Origin of the sequence: Roseixanthobacter glucoisosaccharinicivorans (assembly GCF_043195095.2) — a bacterium.
GTDB lineage: Bacteria > Pseudomonadota > Alphaproteobacteria > Rhizobiales > Xanthobacteraceae > NCEH01.
Map to the genome: position 1 here is coordinate 4,512,162 of NZ_CM195538.1, position 17,618 is coordinate 4,529,779.

The following is a 17,618-nucleotide window of genomic DNA, read 5'->3' on the forward strand; positions in this document are numbered from 1 at the left end:
AAGGGACGGCTATTTCAGGTCGCGTCCTTCGCCGGCGGCATAGAGCGCGGCGAGGCCCTGGCGATAGGTGGGATAGCCGAGGGTGACGCCCAGCTCGTGCTTCAGCCGATAATTGGCGACCCGCTTGTTGGCTGCCCAGAAGGATAGCGCCATGGGCGTCATGTCCCGCGCCGCTTCGTCGAACGGGATGGCCGGCGGGGGTTCCACCCCCAGCAGCGTTGCTGCGGCAAGGATCGGCTCGCCGGGCGCGGTGGGCAGATCGTCGGTCACATTCACCACGCCATGGAACCGCCGCTTCACCGCATTGCGGATGCTGGCGGTGATGTCGTCCACATGGATGCGGTTGAACACCTGGTCGGGCTTGTCGATGCGCCGCGCCTCCCCGCGCGCCACCTGCACCAAAGCGTTGCGGCCCGGCCCATAGATGCCGGCAAGGCGCAGGACCGCCACCGGCACGTCGCGCGCGCCACCGAACTTCAGCCATTCGGCTTCCGCCGCAAGGCGCCGTTCCAGGCGCAGCGAACCCGGCTTCGGCACGGCGCGCTCATCCACCCAGGCGCCCTTATGGTCGCCGTAAACCCCGAGCGTGGTCAGATAGATCACCGAGCGCAGATGGACATTGGCCATCAGCGCCGCGCGCCCGACCGCCAGAACCGGATCGCCCGCTTCGCCGGGAGGCGCCGAAAGCAGCAGGACGTTGGCTGTGCGCAAGGCCTGTTCGAGCGTGGCGGACAGATGAACGCCATCGAACGGCAGGCCCGTGACCGAAAGGCCGGGCCGCGCCAGCGAAGCGAGCGCCTGCGCCCCTTCGCGCGTACGGCTGGTGCCGATGACGCGCGAGAACGGCACCGGATCGCGCGCCAGCAGGGCGCGTCCGCAATATCCCAATCCCACCGCCAGCAGCGTGCTCATGTCATCGGTCATGACGCAGGCGCGCGCTTCCGGCAAGGGCGAAAGCGGCCGTTCTGCCGGGAGACCCTTCCTCAGGGGCGGCCCGCCGCCTCCCATTCCGCCCGCACCGCGCTGTCCGGATCTTGCGGGCGCGATGCCGCGAGCCGCGCGAATTCGCCCGCCGGCATCAGGCGCGAGAGCGCCCACACCGCCGCCCCGCGCACCAGCGGCGCGTCATCCTCCAGCAGGGAGAGGATCTGCGGCAGGAAACCGGCATGGTTCGAATTGCCCATGGCGATCAGCACATTGCGCACCATGCGCACGCGCCCGGTGCGCTTGATGGGGCTTTTGGCGAAGCGCGCGCGGAACGCCGCATCGTCCAAAGCGGCCAGCTCCGCCAAGGCGGGCGCGCGATTTTCGTCCCGCGCGGCGAGCTTCATCTCGCGTCCGGTCTGGGCGAACTTGTTCCAGGGGCAGGCGGCGAGGCAATCGTCGCAGCCATAGATGCGGTTGCCCATGAGCGGGCGCAGGTCGCGCGGGATCGGCCCGGCATGCTCGATGGTGAGATAGGAGATGCAGCGCCGGGCATCCATGCGATAGGGCGCGGGAAAGGCGGCGGTGGGGCAGGCATCGAGGCAGGCGCGGCAGTGCCCGCAATGATCGCCCTCCGGCGCATCCACCGGCAGGTCGAGCGTGGTGGCAATGGCGCCGAGGAACAGCCACGAGCCGCGCGCCCGCGATACCAGATTGGTGTGCTTGCCCTGCCAGCCGAGGCCCGCCGCCTGGGCGAGGGGCTTTTCCATCAGCGGCGCAGTGTCCACGAACACCTTCACGTCGCCGGTCCCCGCCTTGGCGAGCAAAGCGCGGGCAATGCGCTTGAGCTTCGCCTTGATCAGCTCGTGATAATCCTCGCCCCGCGCATAGACGGAGATGACACCGCCCGTGCGCTGGGCCAGCGCGGCGCGCGGGTCCTCGTCCGGACCATAGTTCAGGCCCAGCATGACGACCGTGCGCACCTCACTCCACAAAGTGCGGGCGTCGGCGCGGCGATCAAGCGTGTCCGCCATCCATCCCATGTCGCCATGGTTTCCCTCCGCCACCCATTGGCGCAGGCGCGGCCCTGCGGCCGAGGCGGCATCGGGGTCGGCGATGCCGAAGGCGTCGAACCCCTCGATAAGGGCGAGCGCGCGCAGGTAGTCCTTAAGGGTGGCCCGATCCGGCGGCGTATCCACCGCCGAAGCCTTCTCCCGGGCGCGGGGAAGGGTTTGCGGGGGAAAGGTGCCGCTCATGACGGGCGGCATGGAGGCGAGGGAAGGAGAATTCCCCCTCCCCAGCCCTCCCCCGCACGCGGGAAAGGGGGATTTTCACGCACCGCCGGTCCGCTCAGAAATCCAGGTCCGCATAGGTGCTGGAGGCCGGCATGCCGGGAATGGAATCGTTCAGCAGGCCGCGAAAGGTCGGGCGCGATTTCAGCCGCGCGTACCAGGCCTTTGCGTCCTCGTCCTCGTCCCACGGCACGTCGCCCAGATAATCGGCCACCGAAAGATGCGCGGCAGCGGCAAGGTCCGCATGGCTCATGCGCTCGCCGGCCAGCCAATTGCGGCCTTTCGCCAGCCAGCCGATATATTTGAGATGGTAGCGCAGATTGCTGCGCGCCGCACGCAGCGCCTGGGCGTCCGGCGGGCCGCCGCCCTGGTCCGATTTCATATAGCGCTTGTAGATGCGCTCACGCACCAGATGCTCGGTGCTTTCCAGGAACAGCTTGTCGTTGAACCACGCCACCAGACGCCGCACCTCCACGCGCCCGGCCGGGTCTTCCGGCAGCAGGCGGCGGTCGGCGAGGGCAAGGCCGCGCGTCTCGTCGAGATATTCCGCGATGATGCTGGCGCCGGGAACGGAAGGCGCCTGCTGCTCCACCATCACCGGCGTCTCCCCGGCGGGGTTGAGCGTCAGGAACTCGGGCTTGCGCTCCCACACGCGCACTTCCACCAGCTCCGGCTCGATGCCGTATTCGGCAAGCAGGAGGCGCACGAAACGCGAATGAGGGCAGAAAGGATGATGGTGCAGATGCATGTCTGGGGGGTTTCGCCGCTGCGGCTGGCACCCGGTCTAGATCGGTTCTCGCAGTGCCGCAAGACCGAATGGCCGCCCGCGCTGTGGCAATAGGGCCACATGGTGAACCAAACCAAACGCCTGACGCAAGGTCCGCGCCAGCGCCCGCGGCTGCTTTTGCATTGCACCGGTTAAGCGAAAATTTCAGGATGCCGCCGCTTCATGGCCCCTGGCCATTCCCCCATCACGCCCGGACTCCCGCGCCATGACCCTCGGCACCATGCTCGAAGCCCTGCTCCTCGGCCTCCTGGAAGGATTCACCGAATTCATCCCCGTGTCCTCCACCGCCCATTTGCTGCTGGCCGGGCATTTTCTCGGCTTCGAAAGCACGGGCAAGACGTTCGAGGTGCTGATCCAGCTCGGCGCGGTGCTGGCGATCCTCACGGTCTATTTCCAGCGGTTCCTGAAAGTGGCGATGGCGCTGCCCACCAGCCCCGGCGCCCGGCGCTTCGTGCTCGGCGTGCTGATCGCCTTTCTCCCGGCGGCGGTGATCGGCGCCGCGCTGCACGGCTTCATCAAGGCGGTGCTGTTCGAGAGCCCGATGCTGATCTGCTTCACGCTGATCTTCGGCGGCATCGTGCTGCTGTTCGTGGATCGCATCGTGCCGGAGCCGCGCTACAACAACGCCATGGGCTTCCCGCTCCCGCTGGCGCTGAAGATCGGCTTTTTCCAGTGCCTCGCCATGATCCCCGGCATGTCGCGCTCGGGCTCGACCATCGTCGGCGCCATGCTGATGGGCGTGGACAAGCGGGCGGCGGCGGAATTCTCCTTCTTCCTCGCCCTGCCCACCATGTTCGGCGCGTTCGTCTATGATCTCTACAAGAGCCGCAACATGCTCTCGCTGGACGACGGGCTGCTGATCGTCATCGGCTTCGTCGCGGCCTTCTGCGCCGCGGTGCTGGTGGTGCGCTCGCTGCTCGATTTCGTCTCGCGCCACGGCTATGCGGTGTTCGGCTGGTGGCGGATTATCGTGGGCGTGGCCGGGCTGATCGGCCTCGCCGTCGTGCACTGAGCCTTAGCCTTCAGAAGTCGGAGGCGATGCCGCCGACTTCCCAATCGCCATAGCGCACAGGCTCGGTGCCGCCGCGCCCGTTCACCTCCTTCGGCATGGATTTCGCCACCGCGTCGATCGCCGCGCGCCGTTCGGCCGCCTCGGCCAAGGCGCGCTGGGCTGCCGGGGAAAGGGGCTTGCCGGGCGCTGCCGCCGGCGCCCGGGTTTCGGTTTCGCTCATGCTGGTCTTCCTCATGTCATAAGCGGGGCTGCCTATGAGGCATCCCCGCCGGCGTCCTTGCCCCTGATCCTGAGGCATGCTAGCGACCCGCCACCTCGCATGGGGACGAGGATCAGCCTCAAGGGAGACGAGCATGGCGACTCAAAATGGCAGCCCGGCGGACAATGTGGCGCCTTCGCTCAATGTCCTCGCACAATATATCAAGGATCTCTCGTTCGAGAATCCCAACGCCCCGAATTCCCTGGCCTCCCCGGCCGGCCAGCCGGACGTGAGCGTGCAGATCAATGTCAACGCCCGCCCGCTCGCGAACAATGAGTTCGAAGTCGAGCTGAAGGTGGATGGCAAGGCCTCGGTCCAGGGCAACACCATGTTCGCCTTCGACCTGACCTATGGCGGCATCTTCCGCATCCAGGGCATTCCCGAGCAGAGCCTCCAGCCGGTGGTGCTGATCGAGTGCCCGCGCCTGCTGTTCCCGTTCGCCCGCCAGATCGTCGCGGACGCGGTGCGCAACGGCGGCTTCCCGCCCCTGATGATCGACCCCGTAGACTTCGCCAGCCTGTACCAGCAGCGCATGATGGCCGAAGCCCAGCGCCTGCAGCCGGTCGGCCAGGCCTGAGGATTTCCAAGCGGGTTGGGGCTTTCGCTGATTGCGGCGGCGCCCCTCACCCCACCCCTCTCCCCGTGGGGGAGAGGGAGATTTCTGCGGTTCACGGCCCTCCACCTCTCCCCGAGGGGGAGAGGTGGGCCGTGCAACGGCCGGGTGAGGGGGGTCGCGCGCGAATTCTTCAGCCCCGCGCGGCCTCTTCCGCCCGCGTTTCGTCCACGAGATATTGCGCCCATAAGGCTTTATCGCCCATCTGCTCGACGAAGGCGCGATGGATGTCGCGCTCCTCCGGGGTGAGGCGCGGCGCAAGCGGCACCGGGCGCGCGCGAGCGGCGATCACCGTATCGGCCACAAGGCGCGGCGCGGCATTGCCGCTTTCCTCCACCAGCCCGACAAGCATCGCCTGCCGGCCACCCAGCAATTCGCTATAAACTTCCGCCAGCAGCTCGGCATCCAGCAAGGCGCCGTGCTTGACGCGGCGCGAGCTGTCGATGCCATAGCGGTTCATCAGAACGTCGAGGCTGTTCTGCGCGCCGGGATGCTTGCGGCGGGCCAGAGCCAGCGTGTCGATCACCCGGTCGCGGGCGATCACCGGCCGGCCGGAGCGCGTCAGTTCGGCATTCAGGAAGCCGATGTCGAACGCGGCGTTGTGGATCACCAGCGTATCGTCGGCGATGAAGTCCAGGAACGCGTCCGCCACCTCGGCGAATTTCGGCTTGTCGGAGAGGAACTCGGCGGAGAGGCCGTGGACGTTGAACGCCTCCACCGGCATGTCCCGTTCCGGGTTGATATAGACGTGGTAGACCGTGCCCGTGAGGATGCGGTTGACCATCTCCACGCAGCCGATTTCCACCAGCCGGTCGTCCTTATTGGCGTCGAGGCCGGTGGTTTCGGTGTCGAGGACGATTTCCCGCATTGTCTTTTCCGTTCAATCCCGCACTGCCGGCCGCCGGCCCGGCCCGCTCAGTGCGCGCACGATGCCGCGCACCTGATGGCGGGCACTCTCGAACCCGCGCCCGGTATCAATCAGGAAATGGGCCCGCGCCCGCTTCTGCGAATCAGGCAATTGGCGCCCCAGGATGGCGGCAAAACGCTCCGCCGTCATGCCGGGACGCTCCAGCACGCGCGTCCGCTGCACGTCCGCAGGCGCGCTCACCACCGCAACCGCATCCACCCTCTGTTCGCCATGGGTCTCGAACAGGAGCGGAATATCCAGCACCACCAGGCGCGCGCCGGCGGCCCGGGCCCGATCGAGAAATGCCATCTCCTGGCCCCGCACCAGGGGATGAACGATGGATTCCAGCCGCTTCATCGCCTCCGCGTCGCCGAGCACGCGGGCGGAAAGGGCGGGGCGGTCAATGGCACCGTCCTTGGTCACGCCGGGAAAGGCGGCCTCAACCGGCGCCACGGCCGCGCCGCGATAGAGCGCATGGACGGCGGCATCGGCGTCATACACCGGCACGCCTTCGGTGCGGAACAGGCCGGCGGTGGCGGATTTTCCCATGCCGATGGAGCCGGTGAGGCCGAGAATCCACATAATCAGGCCTCCAGCTGGCCCTTGGCACGCAGGTCCGCGACGATCAGCTCGCGCAGCGGCGCATCGACTTCCGGCCGCACGCCGAACCAGCGCTCGAAGCCCGGCACGCCCTGGTGCAGCAGCATGCCGAGCCCGTCTACGATGCGATGGCCGCGCGCCCGCGCGGCCTTCAGCAAGGGTGTCTCCAGCGGCACATAGACCGCGTCCGTCACCACAGCCTCGGCCTTCAGGGGCGAAAAATCGAGTTCGAGCGGCGGATGCCCCTTCATGCCGAGCGAGGTGGTATTCACCAGCAACGCCGCATCCGCCAGGGGCGCGGCGATCTCGCCAAGGGAAATCGGCACCACGCGGGGGCCGAACTGGTCCGCCAACGCCTGGGCACGTTCCACCGTGCGGTTCGCGAGCCAGAGCTTCTCCACACCGCGTGCGAGCAGGCCATAGACGATGGCCCGCGACGCGCCGCCCGCGCCGAGCACCAGCACCGGGCCGCCGCTCTTGTCCCACCCCGGCGCGCCGGCATCGAGATTGGCCATGAATCCATAGACGTCGGTATTGCCGCCGTGGAGGCGCCCATCCTCGAACCACAGCGTGTTCACCGCTCCGAGCGCGCGAGCGGTCTCGTCCGCCTCGGCGACCGCGCGAAAGGCGATTTCCTTGTTCGGCGCGGTCACATTGCCGCCCGCATAGCCCCGCGCGGCGAAATCCGCGTAGAATGCCGCGGCTTCCTCCGGCGGGACGTCCTCACGGCCATAGGTGCCGGAGAGGCCGTGCTTTTCCAGCCAATAGCCATGCAGCATGGGCGAGCGGGAATAGGCCACGGGATGGCCGCTGATGCACAGGTTCACGCTCACAGCAAAACGCCCTCGTCGCGCAGGAATCCCAGCAGCGGCAGCAGCGGCAGGCCGAGGATGGTGAAGTGATCGCCCTCAATGGCCGCGAACAGGTTCACACCCAGCCCTTCCAGCTGGTAGCCGCCGACGCTGGTGAGCACAGCCGGCCCCGCAGCGTCGAGATAAGCGTCGAGCGCGGTATCGGAGAGGGTGCGCAGGGTCAGCCGCGCGGTTTGAACCGTCTCGAACACCACCTCCTCGTTCTGCACCACCGCCACGGCGGAATGCAGCGCATGGGTGCGGCCGGCGAGGCGGGCGAGCTGGGCGCGAGCGCTCGCACGATCCTTCGGCTTGTGGAACACCGCGCCGCCCAGCGCGAGGGTTTGGTCGGCGCCGATCACCAGGCGGTCGGCATCGAGCTTGCGGGCGCCGGCGAACGCCTTGGCGCGGGCGAGCATGCGGGCGACATCGTCCGCCCCGGCCTCGCAGGCCGGCGCGGCGGTCTCGATGGCGCGCTCGTCCACCTCGCCGTCAACCAGTTCCACTGGAAGCCCGGCAGCTTCCAGCAGGGCGCGCCGGGTGGCGCTGCGCGAGGCGAGCACGAGGGGAGAAGGGCCGCACCAAAGGGTCATGGCCAGGTCCCTCCGCTCAGGTTTCCACGATGGCGCGGCGCCGGCGCTCGGAGAGATGGCCGATGATCGCGGCCGCCGTCTCCTCGATAGAGCGGCGCGACACGTCGATCAGCGGCCAGCCATGGCGCGCGCACAGCCGGCGCGAAAGGGCGAGCTCCTCGGACACCGCCTCGCGATCCACATAAGCGGTGTTCGGGTTCGCGGCATTCAAGCCCAGAAGGCGGTTCTGGCGGATTTCCACGATCCGTTCCGCGCTGGCGACGAGGCCGACGATCAGCGGCTTTTTCAGCCGTTCCAGGCCCGCGGGAAGGGGAACATTGGGCACGAGGGGAATATTGGCGGTCTTGATGCCGCGATTGGCCAGATAGATCGAGGTCGGCGTCTTGGACGTGCGCGACACGCCGAGCAGCACCACGTCCGCCAGTTCCAGATCGTCGGTCATATGGCCGTCGTCGTGCATGACGGTGAAATTCAGCGCGTCGATGCGCTTGAAATAAGTGGCATCCAGCGCGTGCTGCCCGCCGACGCGCGGCTGCGGCTCGCCGCCCAGATAGGACTGGAACATCTGCACCACCGGCGCCAGCACCGAGAGGAACGGCACGCCGAGTTCCCGGCAGCGCTCCTTCAGCCGTTCGCGGACTTCCTTGTCCACCAACGTGTAGAGCACGATGCCGGGATTGTTCTCGATGTCGATGAGCACCCGCTCCAGCTGCTTCATGGAGCGCACGAGCGGGTAGACGTGCTCGATCGGCAGCACATTGGCATATTGGGCGCAGGCGGCGCGGCCGACATTGATCAGCGTCTCGCCGGTGGCGTCCGACACCAGGTGCAGATGGAAATAGCTTTCGTTGGGAACGCGCGGTGCCGTCACGTCATATCCTGCCACTTATCCACCGGCCTGTGGACGGTCGGTGCAGAAACGCACGCCCAAGGGGGTCATGCAAGGCCGGCGAAAGAGTCATGGGCATCGTCGTCCACAATTGAACCCGTGGGGACTGACTCAAAGGCACCCTCTGTGGGCTTGTGGGGAAATCTCCCGACGCGGGGCAATTTACCTTTTGTTAACGATTGTTGGCCGGCTCATCGGGCAGGGTGCGCGGACGTGTCAGCCTGTGGACCGGTTGTCGACGGCGCTGCGAATAGTTAATCAACCGTTAAGACATAAAAGACTCTCTCTTAAATAAGATTCCTTTTTAGATAGTTGGAGCGGGATGACGAACAGCGCGGCGCAGCCTTCCCCCTTTCTCGCCGTGCTCGATGGCGTGCCCCAGGCGATCCCTCCGCTCTGGATGATGCGCCAAGCGGGACGCTATCTGCCCGAGTATCGCGCGGTGCGCGCCACGGCCGGTGATTTCCTCACCCTGTGCTACACCCCCAAGCTCGCCGCCGAGGTGACCCTTCAGCCGATCCGTCGCTTCGCCTTCGACGCGGCCATTATTTTTTCCGACATTCTGGTCATTCCCCACGCGCTCGGGGTGGATGTGCGCTTCGAGGCCGGCGAGGGCCCGCGGCTGGAGCCGGTGACGAGCGGTGCGGACGTGGCGGCGCTGCGCGATGCGCTCGACCCTGATCGCGTCCAGCCGGTCTATGAGGCGCTTTCGCTGGTGAAAGCGGCCCTGCCCCGTGAAACCGCGCTGATCGGCTTCTGCGGGGCGCCCTGGACCGTGGCGACCTATATGGTGGCCGGGCAAGGCACCGACGACCAGGGGCCGGCGCGTTTGCTCGCGCTGCGCGATCCCGCGCTGTTCCAATCCTTGATCGACGTGCTGGTGGAGATGTCCATCGCCCATCTCAACGGGCAGATTTCCGCCGGCGCGGACGCGGTGCAGATTTTCGATACCTGGTCCGGCGTGCTCGATCCGGCCTCGTTCGAGCGTTGGTGCGCCAAGCCCCTGGCGCGGATCGTCGCGGGGGTGCGGGCTGTGCATCCCGAAGCGCGCATCATTTCCTTCCCCAAGGGCGCGACCATGGAGGCGCTGGAGAAGCTGGCCGACCTGGGTCTCAATGCGATTGGCCTCGACTGGAGCGCGGATCGGCGCGTTGCGCGGGAACGGCTTGGGGATAAAGTGGCACTCCAGGGCAATCTCGACCCGCTGCGGCTGATCGCCGGAGGGGCGCAGCTGGATGAGGAAATCTTCAATATCCGCAAGGATTTTCAGGGCGCGCGGCACATCTTCAACCTGGGTCACGGCATCAAGCCGGAAACCCCGCTCGCGCATGTGGAAAACCTTGTGGAAAAAGTGCGGATAAGCCTGTGATCTTCCGGTGCACAGACGCCGTACGAGGCGGACGCTGAGATGCTCTATCTCTGGATCAAGGCGCTGCACGTAATGGCGGTCATCTCGTGGATGGCCTCGCTGTTCTACCTGCCGCGCCTGTTTGTCTATCATTGCGACGCGCCGAAGGGCTCAGCGCAATCCGAGACGTTCAAGGTCATGGAGCGCCGCCTGCTGAAGGCGATTTCCAACCCGGCCATGATCGTGACGTGGCTGGCCGGCGCGTTCCTGATCTATGAGGGCGGCTGGATCTCCTCGCCCTGGCTGCACGCGAAGCTGGTTCTGGTCCTCGCCTTGTCTGCTTTCCACGGGGAATGCGCGAAATGGACGAGGGTCTTCGCCGAGGACCGCAACACCAAAAGCGCCAAATTCTACCGTATCGCCAATGAGGTGCCGACGGTTCTGATGATCGGCATCGTGATCCTGGTGATCCTTAAGCCCTTTTGATGAGCCGGCAGGCCGCGACAGGGCTTGCATAAGGGCCCGCGATTCCGGTATTGTTCTCGGGCTTTCCTAAACGCAGGCAGCGCGCGTTTCGTTTTTACGGCCACGTCATGGGGCCGACACGGAACGTCAGGTGAGATCCCGGTATCCCGGTGTTTCCTGAAGATCTGCGATTCCCCGCCCTTCCATCTGCCCGGCTTTGGTTCACGAAGCCGCCGGCCCAATTCAAGATTTCGAGGCTTTCCCATATGCGGGAAGTGAAACTCCAGGATCTCAAGTCCAAAACCCCCGTCGAACTGCTCGCCTTCGCTGAAGAAAACGAGGTCGAAAACGCGAGCACCCTGCGCAAGCAGGAACTGATGTTCGCGATTTTGAAACAGCTCGCCGCCAGCGAAACCGAGATCATCGGCGAGGGTGTCGTCGAAGTGCTCCAGGACGGCTTCGGCTTCCTGCGTTCCCCCGACGCCAATTATCTGCCCGGCCCGGACGACATCTATGTCTCCCCCTCCCAGATCCGCCGCTTCGGCCTGCGGACCGGCGACACGGTCAACGGCCAGATCCGCAGCCCCAAGGAGGGCGAACGCTATTTCGCGCTTCTCAAGGTCAATACGATTAATTTCGAAGACCCCGAGAAGACCCGGCACAAGATCAATTTCGACAATCTGACGCCGCTCTATCCCGACGAGCGCCTGAAGCTGGAATTCGAGGATTCGTCCAAGAAAGACTATTCGGCGCGCATCATCGACATCGTCTCGCCCATCGGCAAAGGCCAGCGTGGACTGATCGTCGCGCCGCCGCGCACCGGCAAGACCGTGCTGCTGCAGAATATCGCCAAGTCCATCACCGCCAATCATCCGGAATGCTTCCTGATCGTGCTGCTCATCGACGAGCGGCCCGAGGAAGTCACCGACATGCAGCGCTCGGTGAAGGGCGAGGTCATCTCCTCCACCTTCGACGAGCCGGCCTCGCGCCACGTGCAGGTCGCCGAGATGGTGATCGAGAAGGCCAAGCGCCTCGTGGAGCATGGCCGCGACGTGGTGATCCTGCTGGATTCCATCACCCGTCTTGGCCGCGCCTACAACACCGTGGTCCCCTCCTCCGGCAAGGTGCTGACCGGCGGCGTGGATGCCAACGCCCTCCAGCGGCCCAAGCGCTTCTTCGGCGCGGCGCGTAACATCGAGGAAGGCGGATCGCTCACCATCATCGCGACCGCACTCATCGACACCGGCTCGCGCATGGACGAAGTGATCTTCGAAGAGTTCAAGGGCACCGGCAATTCGGAAGTCATCCTGGACCGCAAGGTGTCCGACAAGCGGGTGTTCCCCGCCATCGACATCACGCGCTCCGGTACCCGCAAGGAAGAACTTCTGGTTCCCGCCGACGTGCTCAAGAAGATGTACGTCCTGCGGCGCATTCTCAATCCCATGGGTACGGTGGACGCCATCGAATTCCTCATGGACAAGCTGCGCCAGACCAAGACGAACCAGGATTTCTTCGATTCCATGAACACCTGATCGAAAAATTCCGAGCAGACCTGAAATCAGCCGCACCTTCTGCGGCTGATTTTTTTTGTGGCCATGCCCATGGACCGATCATGCATTTATTCGGATCCATGCGAATGATGCCGGGCCGCCTGGAGCGCCCGAAGGTCCGGGCATCTTGAGGAATGTGAGTGCGATGCGCGATCCGGTGAGCCAGCAGGACGACGCGCGGCCTCGGGCCGGGGTGCGCCGGGTGCTGCTGGACACATCGTTCGTGATGGCCGATCCGGCGCCGCTCGGCATCCATCGGGTCCTGGCCCAATATGCCACCTATGGCGCCCGCTTCGCGGCCCAGGCCGGTGTCGGCTTCGATCTTGTGGAATGCACCCCAGACGGCGGTTTCACGCGTCGCGTGGCACCACTCATCGGCAGTCCCTTGGAGCCGCCAGAACCCGCTCCCGCTGTTCGCCTCGCCTTGCGGACCAGCGTTGAGGCATTGCGCTATGGCAGCCGCGTGCTGTCAGCGGGGGGCCATTTCCTTGCCAGCCTGGTGCCGGCGGCGCCGCTGAAACGGGCCAGCGCGGCGTTTTCCCGAAGGATGGACGGGCTTGTTCCGGCGGTGCGTGCCGCGCTCACGCCGGCGCCCATACGCGGGGAGGCCATCGCCTTTGCGCCGGGTGACGTGCTGTTCTGCCCCGGCTTCTGGCACGAGATGGAGTTCAGCGCCTATCGGCGGGCATCCGCCGCCGGGGCCGAAATCGTCTTTCTCGTCCACGACATCCTGCCCGCGCTCCTGCCGAACTTTTATCAATATCCCTGGCGGCTGAAATTCGAGCGTGCCCTGATTCAGGCCCTGGCGCTGGGAGGACATTTTTATGCAGTGTCCGGCCAGAGCCTGGACGACCTGCGGGACTTCGCCCGTTGGCACGGCACGCAGGTGCACGGCTCCGTCGCCTATAATGGCTTTGAGCGGGGGCGGGACGGGCAGGGCGCGAGCGCGCCCGTCCTGCTGAGCGATGCGCGCCGCGCGGTGCTGGCGCGGCGGCCCTGGCTGATGGTGGGCACGGTGGAGCCCAAGAAGGGCCATCGCGATGCGGTGGCCACCTTCGAGCGGCTCTGGCGCGAGGGCTATGAGCGGCCGCTGGTGATCATCGGCCGTCGCGGCTGGATGAGCGAGGACATGCTGGAGATCATCTGCGGCTCGCCTTGGTACGGGCAGCGGCTGTTCTGGTACCAGGACCTCGGAGACGCGGAGGTGGCCGCCCATTATGCCGGCGCCCATGCGCTGCTGTTTGCCTCTGTGGCCGAGGGGTTCGGATTGCCCCCCTTGGAAGCGGCCACGCGCGGGCTTCCCGTGCTCGCGCGCGACATTCCCGTGGTCCGCGAACTGCTGGGCGCGGCGGGCTGTTATTTTTCCGGCAGACGCGAGATGCCCGGCGCCGTCCGCGCGCTTGAGGATGTTGCGGCTTATGCTGCGGTGCAACATCGCCAAGCCGAGCTGACCTGGTATTCCGCGCAGGCGGTGGTGGACCAGGTGATGACGGACCTCTTGCGGCCCGCGCCGGAGCGTGCCGAGGGGATGGATCTGCTGCGATCGGTGACGCGTCTCCCGGTGCGGACAAATGCACAATAAAAGTGCATTTGCAACTCGGCTACCCGTAAAAGTTGATGGTCTCAGGTGGTCGCTGGCGGCAAAATCGAGGATCGGACGATCCTTTCTTTGTCCGATCTGAACTTGCCGTCCTGAGGCTCCTGACGCGATTTCAGAGGCATCCGCCTTTTTTCGCTGCCGAACCTTCTCCGATCAGGCGCGTGCGGCCTCCAACGCCGGCCCAATCGCCTCCGGCTCCGTGATCGGCAGCGTGCAGCGCCCCGCGACGCAGATGAAAGCCGCTCCGGAGGGTGGGGCGCTCTCCATCCGGGCGCGGGCGAGGCTTCCGGGTGGCAGGTCGTCCGCCTGCGCGGCGCGGATCACGACGCGCGCGAGGAAGGATTGGCGCATGCCGGCCTGCGCCAGGGCCTCGCCCGCGGCCCCGGTGGTGACGATTTCCGCCAGCCGCAGGCGGGTGTCGATGGCATTGAGCAACGCTCCATGGGCCAGGGCATTTCCGGCGGCTGCGGCGGACAGGCCACGCAGAATACGGTCCGCCCGCTCCCGCAACGCATCGTCCCCCACCAAGGCGGACAGGCGCACCAAGGCATCCGCCGCCACCGCATTATAATTCGGCTGGGCCTCATCCATGGTGGTCAATGGACGAACGACCAGGGCGTCGGCATCGTCGGCGGTGAGGAAATAGGCGCCGCTGGCGCTATCCAGATGGTGGCGCTCCAGGATGGTGAGAAAGGCCACCGCGCGGCTCAGGGGGTCGCCGGCGCCGGTTGCTTCATGCAGGGCGATGCCGGCGCGGGCCATGGCCGCAAGATCGCTGGCAAGGCCGGGAAAAAGCGTGCGGCCGGCGCGATAGGAATGGCCGATCCGATCGCCTTCGCTCATGAGATCGACCACGGCGGCGAACGCGCGCTCGGCCAGGGCGATCCAGCCGGGTTCGTTCAGCAGCGCGCCGGCGCGGGCAAGGGCGGCAATCATCAGGCCGTTCCAATCCGCCAGAACCTTGTCGTCGAGCCCCGGCCGCACCCGTTTCGCCCGCGCCGCGAGGAGCTTTTCGCGCAGCGGGGCGAGGCGGGCCTCGTCCTCTTGAGCCACGTCACCGGCCTTGGTGCGGTTGAGGATTGTGGCCGCTTCCCAGTTTCCGCCCGGCGTCACATCATAGAATCCGGCGAGAGTGGCGGCATCCTCCGCGCCCAGGACCTCCTCGATCTGGGCCTTCGTCCACACATAGAACTTGCCTTCATGGCCCTCGCTGTCGGCGTCCAGGCTCGCGCAGAAGGCGCCGCCATCGGTCAGCATTTCCCGTTCCAGCCACCCGACGGTTTCGCGCGCGCGGGCGAGAAACAGCGGGTCGCCCGTCTCCTGGTGGGCGAGGGCCAGCAACTCCAGCAGCAGGGCATTGTCGTAGAGCATCTTCTCGAAATGCGGCACCAGCCAATATTCGTCCACGCTGTAGCGCGAGAAGCCGCCGCCGAGATGATCATAGATGCCGCCCTCGCACATGCGGTTGAGGGTGAAGGCGCAGATCGCCTTCAGCTTCTCGTCGCCGGTGCGCTCGCCCGCCCGCCAGAGCATCTCCATCAACCCGGTCTGGGGAAATTTCGGCGCGCCGCGCAGGCCGCCATTGGCCCTGTCGAACAGGCCGGCGACCTGTTGCGCGGCCCGGTCCAGCTCGGGCAGGCCGATCACCACCTCGCCCTGGGGGCGGGCCGCCTTCTGGAGGCGCTCGAGGATGGCGTCGCGGTTATGGGCGATCTTTTCGGGGGTCTCGCGATAGACCTGGGAGACCTGTTGCAGCACATCGGTAAAGCCGGGGCGGCCATAGCTCGCGGTGCGGGGAAAATAGGTGCCGCCCCAGAACGGCTTTCCATCCCCATCCAGGAACATGGTCAGCGGCCAGCCGCCCTGTTCGCCCAATTGGTGGAGCGCGGCCATATAGATCTGGTCCACGTCGGGCCGTTCCTCGCGATCAACCTTGATGTTCACGAACAGGTCGTTCATGACGCCTGCCACCAGGGGATTTTCAAAGCTTTCATGGGCCATGACATGGCACCAATGGCAGGCCGCATAGCCCACGGAGAGCAGAACCGGCTTTCCCGTGCGCCGGGCTTCCGCGAACGCTTCCGGGCCCCACGGCCACCAATGGACGGGATTGTCCTGATGCTGAAGCAGATAGGGACTGGTCTCGGACCCGAGGCGGTTTTCGGTCATCGTCCCAACTCCAGTTTCAAGGCCGGCGCGTGATGCGGTCATCGGACACCATATTCGCTTTGTCCAGCGGGCGGCTGCCCTCCGGGGTTGCGCTCGTGCGCATTTCCGGCCCCTCGGCCCGCGCGGCCGCCGTGGCATTGGCCGGCACCGTGCCTCCGGCCCGGCAGGCGACCTATGCCGTCTTGCGGGCGCCGGGAACGGGGGAGGCGCTGGACCGGGGGTTGATCCTGTTCTTCGAAGGCCCGCGCAGCGCCACGGGGGAGGATCTCGTGGAGCTTCACCTTCATGGCGGCCGGGCGGTGGTTGCCGCCATTCTTTCAACCTTGTCCGCGCTGGATGGGTTCCGCCCCGCGCAGGCGGGCGAATTCACCCGCCGCGCCCATGCCAATGGCAAGATGGACCTGGCCGAGGTGGAGGGCCTCGGCGATCTGATCGCGGCGGAGAGCGAAGCCCAGCGCCGGCAGGCTCTGGCGCAAGCGTCCGGCGTCCTGTCCCGCCGCGTCGCCGGCTGGCGCGAACGGCTGATCCGCGCCCTGGCCTTGGTGGAAGCCACCATAGATTTTGCCGACGAGGATGATGTGCCGGAGGATCTCACCGGTCCGGCGCTGCTGGAAACCGGCCTGTTGCGCGGGGAGCTGGCGGCGGCGCTGGCGGACGGCGCGCGGGGGGAGCGGGTGCGCGACGGCCTTTCCATCGCCATCGCCGGGCCACCGAACGCGGGCAAATCCACTTTGCTCAACCGCCTTGCGGGGCGCGAGGCCGCCATTGTCTCGCACCGGCCGGGCACCACGCGGGACGTTCTGGAGGTGCATCTGGAACTGGCCGGGCAGGCGGTGACCCTCATCGACACCGCCGGCCTGCGGGATACGGACGACGAGGTGGAGGCCGAGGGCATTCGCCGCGCCCGCGCGCGCGCCGCCTCCGCCGACCTCGTGCTGTGGTTGAGCGAGGAGGGCACCCCGTCGCCGCCCGAGCTGGCACATGCGCTCGCCGTGCGCACCAAGGCGGACCGAGCGCAAGCACAGCCCGCCGCGCCGGACGCAGCGGGGCCGGTGCTCACGATTTCCGCCGCCACGGGGCAGGGGATGGATGACTTGATAGCGCTGATGGAGGCGCGGGCCGAGACCCTTGGGGGCGGCGAGCCCGCCCTGATCACGCGCGAACGCCAGCGGCTCGCGCTGCGCGATGCGCTGGCGCACCTTGATCGCGCGCTGGCCCGGGCCGGAGGCGGGAGCGAGGACTTGCTGGCGGAAGACCTGCGCCTCGCCGCCCGCGCGCTGGATGCGCTGGTGGGGCGGGTGGATATGGAGGATGTGCTCGACGCCTTGTTCCGCACCTTCTGCATCGGCAAATGACGTCGGGGCGGGGCGAATGTTTCACGTGAAACATTGTGCCTCACTCAGGCCCTGCCGCCTTCTTCGGTGCAGGAGGCTGCGCGGCATTGTCATTCGGGGATGTGACGCGCGGCGCGGCGAGACGCTCCGGCATTTTGCGATGTTGGGCGGTGAGCGCCAACCGCCTCCCATCGCGGGGGCGCCTTGAGCAAATGTTTCACGTGAAACATTTTCGCTGGCCGTCCGAAGCGTCGGGCCAGCAGCTCTGTCCGATCCCGGAATGTTTCACGTGAAACATCGGTCCCCGCGTGCGCCAGGCGAGCGCGATATGAAGGCGGTCTAAGAGCCTGTCGCCCGTCCGCGATGAGCCATCCCATCCGGCGAAAAATGTTTCACGTGAAACATCGCCGCCCGTGGCGGGCTGG

17 protein-coding genes are annotated in these 17,618 nt (G+C 66.5%); 7 read left to right on the forward strand and 10 right to left on the reverse strand.

Annotation, left to right across the window (positions count from 1 at the left end; translation table 11 throughout):
• Positions 1 to 9 precede the first annotated feature (9 nt).
• The 3 genes from V5F78_RS20900 to V5F78_RS20910 form a co-directional block, all read right to left on the reverse strand.
• The gene (locus V5F78_RS20900; RefSeq protein WP_394070787.1) at positions 10 to 924 is read right to left on the reverse strand and encodes a Rossmann-fold NAD(P)-binding domain-containing protein; all 915 of its coding nucleotides are present in this window, start codon (positions 922 to 924) and stop codon (positions 10 to 12) included.
• Between the two features lie 59 nt (positions 925 to 983).
• On the reverse strand, positions 984 to 2,180 hold the full coding sequence (gene queG / locus V5F78_RS20905) for a tRNA epoxyqueuosine(34) reductase QueG (protein ID WP_394070789.1): 1,197 nt from the start codon (positions 2,178 to 2,180) through the stop codon (positions 984 to 986).
• 94 nt (positions 2,181 to 2,274) lie between these two features.
• A complete protein-coding gene (locus V5F78_RS20910) occupies positions 2,275 to 2,964 on the reverse strand; it encodes a glutathione S-transferase family protein (protein WP_394070791.1) in 690 nt (229 codons plus the stop codon).
• Positions 2,965 to 3,208: 244 nt separating this feature from the next.
• Between V5F78_RS20910 and V5F78_RS20915 the strand changes: the two genes are divergently transcribed.
• On the forward strand, positions 3,209 to 4,015 hold the full coding sequence (locus V5F78_RS20915) for an undecaprenyl-diphosphate phosphatase (protein WP_394070792.1): 807 nt from the start codon (positions 3,209 to 3,211) through the stop codon (positions 4,013 to 4,015).
• 10 nt (positions 4,016 to 4,025) lie between these two features.
• Here V5F78_RS20915 and V5F78_RS20920 read toward each other — a convergent pair whose 3' ends face one another.
• Entirely contained in the window at positions 4,026 to 4,235 is a 210-nt protein-coding gene (locus tag V5F78_RS20920; RefSeq protein WP_394070794.1) for a DUF1674 domain-containing protein, read from the reverse strand.
• Positions 4,236 to 4,368: 133 nt separating this feature from the next.
• Here V5F78_RS20920 and secB point away from each other — a divergent pair, with 133 nt between their 5' ends.
• Positions 4,369 to 4,851, forward strand: a complete 483-nt coding sequence (gene secB / locus V5F78_RS20925) for a protein-export chaperone SecB (RefSeq protein WP_348845776.1) — start codon at positions 4,369 to 4,371, stop codon at positions 4,849 to 4,851.
• A gap of 169 nt (positions 4,852 to 5,020) precedes the next feature.
• On the opposite strand, the gene dnaQ is transcribed toward secB, so the two are convergent.
• From dnaQ to V5F78_RS20950, 5 genes are read right to left on the reverse strand one after another with little or no spacing between them, the layout of a single operon-like run.
• A complete protein-coding gene (dnaQ, locus tag V5F78_RS20930) occupies positions 5,021 to 5,755 on the reverse strand; it encodes a DNA polymerase III subunit epsilon (RefSeq protein WP_394070796.1) in 735 nt (244 codons plus the stop codon).
• Positions 5,756 to 5,767: 12 nt separating this feature from the next.
• Complete coding sequence (coaE, locus tag V5F78_RS20935) at positions 5,768 to 6,376, reverse strand: dephospho-CoA kinase (RefSeq protein ID WP_394070798.1); 609 nt, start codon at positions 6,374 to 6,376, stop codon at positions 5,768 to 5,770.
• Positions 6,377 to 6,378: 2 nt separating this feature from the next.
• Entirely contained in the window at positions 6,379 to 7,227 is an 849-nt protein-coding gene (locus V5F78_RS20940; protein WP_394070800.1) for a shikimate dehydrogenase, read from the reverse strand.
• The gene (locus tag V5F78_RS20945) at positions 7,224 to 7,838 is read right to left on the reverse strand and encodes a Maf family protein (protein WP_394070802.1); all 615 of its coding nucleotides are present in this window, start codon (positions 7,836 to 7,838) and stop codon (positions 7,224 to 7,226) included. The genes V5F78_RS20940 and V5F78_RS20945 overlap by 4 nt, the downstream gene beginning before the upstream one ends.
• Before the next feature lie 16 nt (positions 7,839 to 7,854).
• Entirely contained in the window at positions 7,855 to 8,709 is an 855-nt protein-coding gene (locus V5F78_RS20950) for a pyruvate, water dikinase regulatory protein (protein WP_394070804.1), read from the reverse strand.
• A 340-nt stretch (positions 8,710 to 9,049) separates the two neighbouring features.
• Here V5F78_RS20950 and hemE point away from each other — a divergent pair, with 340 nt between their 5' ends.
• From hemE to V5F78_RS20970, 4 genes are all read left to right on the forward strand, one after another.
• Positions 9,050 to 10,096 (forward strand): uroporphyrinogen decarboxylase, encoded by a 1,047-nt coding sequence (hemE, locus tag V5F78_RS20955; protein WP_394070806.1) that lies wholly within the window; start codon positions 9,050 to 9,052, stop codon positions 10,094 to 10,096.
• A gap of 39 nt (positions 10,097 to 10,135) precedes the next feature.
• Entirely contained in the window at positions 10,136 to 10,561 is a 426-nt protein-coding gene (hemJ, locus tag V5F78_RS20960) for a protoporphyrinogen oxidase HemJ (RefSeq protein WP_394070808.1), read from the forward strand.
• Positions 10,562 to 10,806: 245 nt separating this feature from the next.
• Entirely contained in the window at positions 10,807 to 12,072 is a 1,266-nt protein-coding gene (gene rho, locus V5F78_RS20965) for a transcription termination factor Rho (protein WP_348845784.1), read from the forward strand.
• A 163-nt stretch (positions 12,073 to 12,235) separates the two neighbouring features.
• Positions 12,236 to 13,672 carry a glycosyltransferase gene (locus V5F78_RS20970; protein WP_394070810.1) on the forward strand — a complete coding sequence of 479 codons (1,437 nt, stop codon included), beginning with the start codon at positions 12,236 to 12,238 and terminating at the stop codon, positions 13,670 to 13,672.
• Between the two features lie 171 nt (positions 13,673 to 13,843).
• On the opposite strand, the gene V5F78_RS20975 is transcribed toward V5F78_RS20970, so the two are convergent.
• The gene (locus tag V5F78_RS20975; protein ID WP_394070812.1) at positions 13,844 to 15,859 is read right to left on the reverse strand and encodes a thioredoxin domain-containing protein; all 2,016 of its coding nucleotides are present in this window, start codon (positions 15,857 to 15,859) and stop codon (positions 13,844 to 13,846) included.
• A 32-nt stretch (positions 15,860 to 15,891) separates the two neighbouring features.
• Between V5F78_RS20975 and mnmE the strand changes: the two genes are divergently transcribed.
• Positions 15,892 to 17,214: a tRNA uridine-5-carboxymethylaminomethyl(34) synthesis GTPase MnmE gene (gene mnmE, locus V5F78_RS20980; RefSeq protein WP_394070814.1), complete on the forward strand. Its 1,323-nt coding sequence runs from the start codon at positions 15,892 to 15,894 to the stop codon at positions 17,212 to 17,214.
• Positions 17,215 to 17,618: the final 404 nt, after the last annotated feature.